The sequence below is a fragment of the Candidatus Hydrogenedentota bacterium genome (genome assembly GCA_018005585.1).
In the GTDB taxonomy this organism is placed as follows: Bacteria; Hydrogenedentota; Hydrogenedentia; order Hydrogenedentales; family JAGMZX01; genus JAGMZX01.
On the sequence record JAGMZX010000175.1, the window covers coordinates 1 to 7,112 of the forward strand.

Annotated in this window: 6 protein-coding genes; all 6 read right to left on the bottom strand. The window is 62.5% G+C overall.

The genetic code is table 11. From position 1 onward, the window contains the following. A partial coding sequence (locus KA184_20875) for a hypothetical protein (protein ID MBP8132042.1) occupies positions 1-515 on the bottom strand: 515 nt, incomplete at its 3' end. Between the two features lie 1,000 nt (positions 516-1,515). After that, positions 1,516-2,793 (bottom strand): Gfo/Idh/MocA family oxidoreductase, encoded by a 1,278-nt coding sequence (locus KA184_20880; GenBank protein MBP8132043.1) that lies wholly within the window; start codon positions 2,791-2,793, stop codon positions 1,516-1,518. Between the two features lie 196 nt (positions 2,794-2,989). After that, positions 2,990-3,832, bottom strand: a complete 843-nt coding sequence (locus tag KA184_20885) for a carbohydrate ABC transporter permease (GenBank protein ID MBP8132044.1) — start codon at positions 3,830-3,832, stop codon at positions 2,990-2,992. A 152-nt stretch (positions 3,833-3,984) separates the two neighbouring features. Further along, positions 3,985-4,869 (bottom strand): sugar ABC transporter permease, encoded by an 885-nt coding sequence (locus KA184_20890; GenBank protein MBP8132045.1) that lies wholly within the window; start codon positions 4,867-4,869, stop codon positions 3,985-3,987. Between the two features lie 5 nt (positions 4,870-4,874). Beyond that, the gene (locus KA184_20895) at positions 4,875-6,284 is read right to left on the bottom strand and encodes an extracellular solute-binding protein (GenBank protein MBP8132046.1); all 1,410 of its coding nucleotides are present in this window, start codon (positions 6,282-6,284) and stop codon (positions 4,875-4,877) included. A gap of 234 nt (positions 6,285-6,518) precedes the next feature. After that, positions 6,519-7,112 (bottom strand): hypothetical protein (locus KA184_20900; GenBank protein ID MBP8132047.1); only part of this gene is annotated, 594 nt, incomplete at its 5' end.

Genomic DNA, 7,112 nt, shown 5'->3' on the forward strand with positions numbered 1-7,112 from the left:
GGCTCGCCGTTCCAGCGTATGGCAATGGCCCCGTTCTTCTTGTTATCGTTGCCGCCTTCCGTGCCCATGGGCCGGTCCGGCACGGCGTTGCCTACCGGGTCCTCCTGCCCGCCGGGAGTCGTGGAGGGGTCATTTACGGCGGGCCGGAACGCGGCCGTCGAATTCGCGGGGATGACGAATTCATTGTCCGGGTACTCAGGCCCGATGTAGACACCGCTCTGCGTGTAGTACTCGATGTAGCACGTCATGTCCGTTTCCAGATTGTTGTGCAGGTACACGATGCTCGTCACCCCGTAGTCGTTCGCGGGCACGCCTTGGCCAGCGGCCGCGTTGTCCGTGTACCACGGCACCGACAACGAACAGTTCGTAGGCGGCGTGGGAAGACCTCCCCCACCGTTGAAAAGGAGCGTCAGGCCAGATATTTCGAGAAGGTCCATGTCATCAAGGCTGTCGTAATAAATGTACCATGACCCTTGGGCATTGGTTCCACTCTGGAAGTTGACCAAGTCATCCACGTATATGCTGCCCGAATAATCTGTCTTCTCGCTTGCGCCAACTCGGGCCGGGTCCGGCGTAAATATTACGGATGAATAGTTATCAGCTAAACCATCAAGACACAAGCTAAAGAGAGTACACGAATTACTTGCGAAAGTAATCTGACTACCGTTGTGATAAAGCCGTATACCATACTGCGCCCAAGAATACTCCCTTATTTCGTCATAAACAAGGCTCGCGTGTGCAATCCCGGAGAAGGCAACTTCTATTTTTTCCACAGTAAAAGAATCAGGTACGACAATCTCAACTCGTTGATGAGTGGTTATTGATACTGGCAAGGTTGGACTATAAGAATACCCTGTCTTTTCTTGAGCCGTTGCGGTGGGCACCAGTAGCGTGCCGGCACAGAGCATTGCTGCTGCTACCGCAATGAAACGGAATTCGCGTGTAAACATGGATTGTTCTCCTCTATCTTTGGAACGCACCTCTCACCCCGCATTTCAAATTGAACGCATCGCTTTCACGGCAATGGGTCGTGAAGACGGTTACTGCTTGCGCGATTCCGCGACGTTACGCGATATGCAATATGCCCGCGCTCCCTTAGCAAGATTGGAGCACTCCGGCGACATCGTTTTTCGCTTCCTCACCGGTCGCCGCGTACTGCGGAACTCCCCCGTGCCGATCGGCTTACGTCACATGCCCCCACTGCTCCCCGGGAGATATTGAGAGCATATAACAAGACAGGTGAACTGTCAACGGTTTTCAAGGGAAGGTCAATCATCAGTTAAAGAACAAAGATTATAATAAAATGCCGGGAATGCTGGCTTTATTGTGACGCCTTCAGCGGACTGTGGAACGCTTGCGCGTGTAGGCTCGAACCCGCTGGCGGGACTTGCCGTCACCGAACAAGCCGAGCACGACGGCCGGCGCGGCGACGAGGAGGAATAGACGCTATCCGTGGCATGGGCGTCTCGCCCATGTTCCTCAATCGTGGGCGAGACGCCCGTGCCACGGCGTTGTCTACGCCAGCGCCGTCTCCCCGGGCACGGCCACCGGCGTGACCGGCAAAGGCCCGAATTCGTAAGCCGGCGGCGTCAAATCGAGCTTCGATTCGTTCATGGCCCAGTCCCAGGCGACTTCCTGGCCGGTGTAGGCCGCCATGCGCCCGATGATGGCCGCCATGGTGCTCTCGGCGACATTGCGGGCCTCGTTGAGCGGTGTTCCGGCGCGGATGCTCGCAATGAGGTCCGCGTGCTCCTGTTCGTAGGGGTTGGGTCCTTCGCCCCGGAAGCGATAGTCGTTCTCGCCACGGATGATCTTGGACGGATCTGCGATGCCCTTGGTCCCGACAATCCGTTCGCCGACGCGGTGGTAGGTGTCCTTCATCTGACGGCAGAGACTCTGCACGCGCACGCCGCCTGGATACTCAAATTCGACGGCAAAATGGTCGTAGATGTGGCCGTATTCGGGCGCAGTGCGCTGTTGGCGCCCGCCCATGCCGATGGCCTTCACCGGATGGGCCTGCAACGCCCAATTCATGATGTCGATATTGTGCACGTGTTGCTCGACGATATGATCGCCCGACAGCCACGTGAAATAATTCCAGTTGCGGACCTGCCACTCCATGTCGGACCACTCCGGCTGCCTGAGCACGGCCTTGTAATAGTCGTAGTCGCCAATCCAGTAGCATTCCGCGCTGAGGATGTCGCCGATGGCCCCGTCATGAATGCGCCGGATGATGTCGACATACGGGGCCTGATGCCGCCGCTGCGTGCCCGCTGCAATGCCGAGCTTCCTCTCGTCCGCAATGCTCGCCGATTCAAGGATAGAGCGGATACCGGCGGGGTCCACCGCCACGGGCTTTTCCATGAAAACGTGCTTGCCCGCTGCGACGGCGGCGCGCAGATGCAGGGGCCGGAAGGCGGGCGGCGCCGCGAGGATTACAAGGTCCACCTCGCAGGCGATGACCTTCTCGAAGCTGTCCCAGCCCGTGAAACACGTCGCGTCCGTTGCCCGGCACTTGTCGCCGAGTTGCAGCAGGTTCTCGCGGCACTTGGCCATCATGTCGGGGAAGAGGTCGCCCAGCGCGGTAATCGTGACGCCTTCCGCTGAACGCGCGCAGTCGAAGGCCGCGCCCGTGCCGCGGCGCCCGCATCCGATTACCCCCACGCGCAACGGGGTCACGTCCTGGCCCGCCGCCGCCTTGCTCAAGACGGCGAACGCGCCGGCGGCCGTGGCCGTGCGCCGCACGAATTCCCGCCGTGAAATACTGCCGGTTTTGCCCTGCTTCTCGCTCATGATGAGGACCCTCCCGCGCATGCCGTTGCGCGCGGGGAGCATAGCACAGACGCGCGGCCGGGGGGCAAGGGATCGTCAACGGAATATCGAGACGGCTCCGGACGCTGTCCGGCGGAAACCCGGGCGCGACGCCGGCGCGCGGTGTGCCGGACTGCGGGGAACGGCCATCGTGCCGGGTTGCCGGTCATCGTCTCGCTCAGCCTTTCAGTCCGGTCAGCGTGATACCCTCGATGAAGGTGCGCTGGGTGAAAAAGAACAGGACAATGACGGGCAGGGTGATAACGGTGGACATGGCCATGAGGGGGCCCCACGCGCTTTCGTGCTGGCTTCGGAACTGCTGCAGCGCCACGGCCAGCGTGTACATGCGGTCATCTTGCAGGTAGATGAGCGGATTCAGGAAATCGCCCCACTGCCAGAGGAACATGAAAAGGATGGTGGTGGCCAGCGCGGGCTTGGCCAGGGGCACGATGATGCGCGCGTAGATGCCGAACTCGCTGCATCCGTCGATGCGCGCGGCGGCGCTGAGGTCTTCCGGGATGCTCTTGAAGAACTGGCGCAGCAGGAAGATGTAAAAAGGCGCGCCGAAGAAGTATGGGACAATGAGCGGCTTGAACGTGCCGACCCAGCCCAGCTTGCTGTAGACCGCGAAGAGGGGGATTAGCGTAACCTGGTAGGGGACCATCATCGTGGCAAGCACAAGCCAGAATGTGAGTTCCCGCCCGCGCCAAGGGATGCGCGAGAGCCCATACGCGACGAGCGACGACGACAGCACCGTGCCGAGCACCGTCGTGAAGCAGATGAAGAGCGTGTTCCTCAGGTTTTGCAGGAAATGCATCATTTCGAAAGCGCGCGTGTAGTTCTGCCAGTGAAAGCCGGGCCGGAGCACCATCTCGACTTCGTCCTGCAACGCGAGATGCTCGGTATCCCCGGCGAGCAGGCGGTAGCGGCCGTCTTCCTCGACGCCAAGCATCGCGGCATCCTGCCCATGGTAGCGCACAAGTGTCCGGCCCGCCGTGTCGCGCACGTCCGTCTCGGGCATCCAGCCTCCGGTGAAGACCCTGGCCTCGTGCTTCAACGAAGTGGACACCATCCACGCGAAAGGCATCAGGAACAGCAGCGAGAGCAGCGACAGCGCCGCGAAGGCCGTCCATCTGGTCGCGGGACGCGTTACCATATCGTGCCTACGGCCTCCTATTCGCCATGGTAGTGTACCCAGCGGCGCGAGGTGACCATGACGCCGGCGGTGGCGATCAGGATGACGACGAACAGCATCCAGGCCATGGCCGAGGCGTAGCCCATGCGCAGGTAGTAGAACGAATTGCGGTACAGGTACAGCGCGTAGAACATCAGGCTGTCCACGGGCGTGCCGCGGCCCGCGGTCATCACGTAGACCTGCGTGAAGTACTGAAACGACCCGATCAGGCCCATGACCAGGTTGAACAGAATCGTCGGGCTGAGCATGGGGAGCGTCACGTTCCGGAATCGGCCCCAAACGCCCGCACCGTCGATGGCGGCGACTTCATACAATTCTGGCGGCACGTCGCCGAGACCCGCGAGGAAGATTACGATCGCCCCGCCAAGGCCCCAGAAACTCATGAGGATCAGCGACGGTTTGGACCAGTGCTCGTCGGCGATCCAGCCCGGCCCCTCCACGCCGAACCAGCGGGCCAGCGTCACGTTGATGAGGCCGCTGTCGGGGTTGAGCACCCAGAGCCAGAGCACGGCGGACGCCACGATGGGCACGATGCTCGGCAGGAAGAATACGGTGCGGAAGACAGGCGTGGCCGGGGTCTTCTGGTGCAGCAGCAGCGCGATGCAGATGCTGAACACGAGGCCGAGCGGCACGGCGAGGAGGGTGTAGTACAGCGTGTTGTAGAGGGCTTTCCAGAACAGGGGGTCTTCAAGGAAGAGGATGCGGTAGTTCTCGAGACCGGTCCAGACCGGCGGCTGGATGACATCAAACTGGGTGAAACTGTAGTAAACGCTCATTATCAGCGGGTACAGCGTGAACAAGGCGAAACCGACCAGATATGGCAGCGCAAAAAGCAGCCCGTTGCGCATGTTTCGGCGTTCCATGCGCGTCATGACGCGGCCCTCGACCTTGCGAAACGGCACGCGCGCTCGAGTTCCGTGTTCACGCGGTCCTGCACGGCGCGCAGCGCCTCTTCGGGGCTGATTTTCCAGAAGATGACGCGTTCGCGCTGGCGCTCGATCTCGTCCATGAGGAACTGCGTGACCGGCAGAACGGGCGCGGTGATATTCTCGCGTTCGAGCAACTGCTCCACGAAGACGCGGAACTTCGGGTTGCTCAGGAACCGGTCCTGCCGCGCCTCGCCGGGACGCGTCGGAATGTTATGAATCGCGTGGCAATAATCGCTGGAAGGGGAGGGGCGTCCGTCGGGCCGCGGCGTGTGGAACCACTCGAGGAATGCGCGCGCTTCTTCCTTGTGCCGGGCCGTCGCGGGGATTGCGTCCGCGATACAGGTGGGCGAGTAGCAGCGCGGCGTGACGCCGTCCGGCTGCGGCAACGGCGCGACGCCCCAATCCAGGCCCGGCGCGTACTTGTTCACGAACGTGACCTGCCATTCGCCGTCGGCGATCATGGCGACGCGACCCGTGTAGAAGGGGTTGTTCGCGCTCTGGTAGTCGCCGAAACCGCTGCGGAACGCGGCGACGCGGCCCGCGTCCTGCGCGTAGGGCGACTGCCCGGGGTCGCCGGGCGGCAGCGCGGGGTCGCGCGTGAAACTCCGCTGCCAGTAGAAAGAAGCGAGTATGCCCGGGTTTTCCGCGGCGCGGATGCGGCCCGTTGCGGGGTCATTCCATTGCCCGCCGAAGAGGCCGCCCCACATGTGGGACTGGTCCCATGGCGCCCACGGCAGGAATCCCATCTGGACGATGCGGTCGCCCTCGCGCACGGTTAACCTGGCGGCGAAACGGCCCAGTTCTTCGATATTGCGCGGCGGTTGTTCGGGGTCGAGCCCGGCGCGGCGGAACGCTTCCTTGTTCCACAGCAGGCAAACGCTGTCCGTGGTGGTCGGCACGGCCCAGACATGCCCGGAAAAGCACACGGCGCGCCAGAGATGGGGGAAGAAGGCCTCCTCGCGCAGGTGCGGCGACGCCGACATGAAATCGTCGAGCGCAGTGAAGCAGCCTTGCGATACCAGTTGCGAGAGCAGGGTGCCGTCCAGCGAGACGATGTCCGGCGCGGACGCGCCGGCGATGGAGGTGACCATCTTCTCCATGTTCCAGCCGATGGGGAGCGCGCGCACGTAAATCTCGTGCTGGGAGGCGTTGAATTCATCGATGAGCGCGCGGCGCGCCTCGTGCTCGTGGCCGGAATGACGGTCCCAGTAGGTGATGACAACGCGGCCTTCTTCCCGGGCCTGGCGTTCGAGTTCCGTCTCCTCCATCCGGGGCCAGAGCAGCACGAGCAGCGCCGCGCCAATGAGCGGCGCAGCGAGCCAGGCCAGTCTTGGGCGTTCCTGCTGCATAATCGTTCTCGCAACGGCCTGCTCACGCGCAGGAAGGCGTATTATCCCCAAGCCGTCGGCGGATGTCGAATCCGGGCGCGGTTGCGCCGCTCCTGACCTGCGACTGCAAAGGCGCGGAGGCACCACAAGGAAGAAAGAGCTGCGCCGCCGCTCTTCGGCGATTGGTCAACGCCGGTAAATGAAGATGGCCGCGCGGTGTGCGCGGCCATCTCGCAACTAGGGTCTGAAGCGGACTCATGCCGGTCCGGGGCAATAACCGTCCTCGGTGCCATCGTCCGGGCACGGCCGGTAGCCGCCCGAGTTGTAGAGCTGGATCGTGCGCAGCATCTCGGTCAGGTTGAGGCGCCAATCCTGCGGCGCATAATCGCTCGCGTGGGGCAGGCAGTCCGTGCTGCCCGGCCCGGGCGCGTAACCGTCCTCGCTCTCCGGATCGCAGTGGAATCCGTCCGAGTTATAGAACTGGATGACCCGCAGCATCTCGGTCAAGACGATGACGCCGTCGCCGTTCGGGTCCCCGCTGTGCGGGCAGGGCGCAACCTTGATCTTGCACGGGAGTGTCGTGAACGTGCCGGTTGACCCGGTGAGCTGCACGGTGTATACGCCCGCGTCGCTGCATGAAACGACCGGGATGTTGAAGCACGGCCCCGTCGTGGCCGCGATGAGCACGCTGTTCTTGAACCACTTGAAGGTGACGTTCGCGCCCACGCATTTGTCGTAATTGCCGGAGATGCAGATTTGCGCGGCGCTGCCGCGGATGAGCGGCTCCTGCGGGCAAATGATGACCACGTCGCAGGGTTGCGGTTCGCCCTCGCCTTCTCCTTCGCCTTC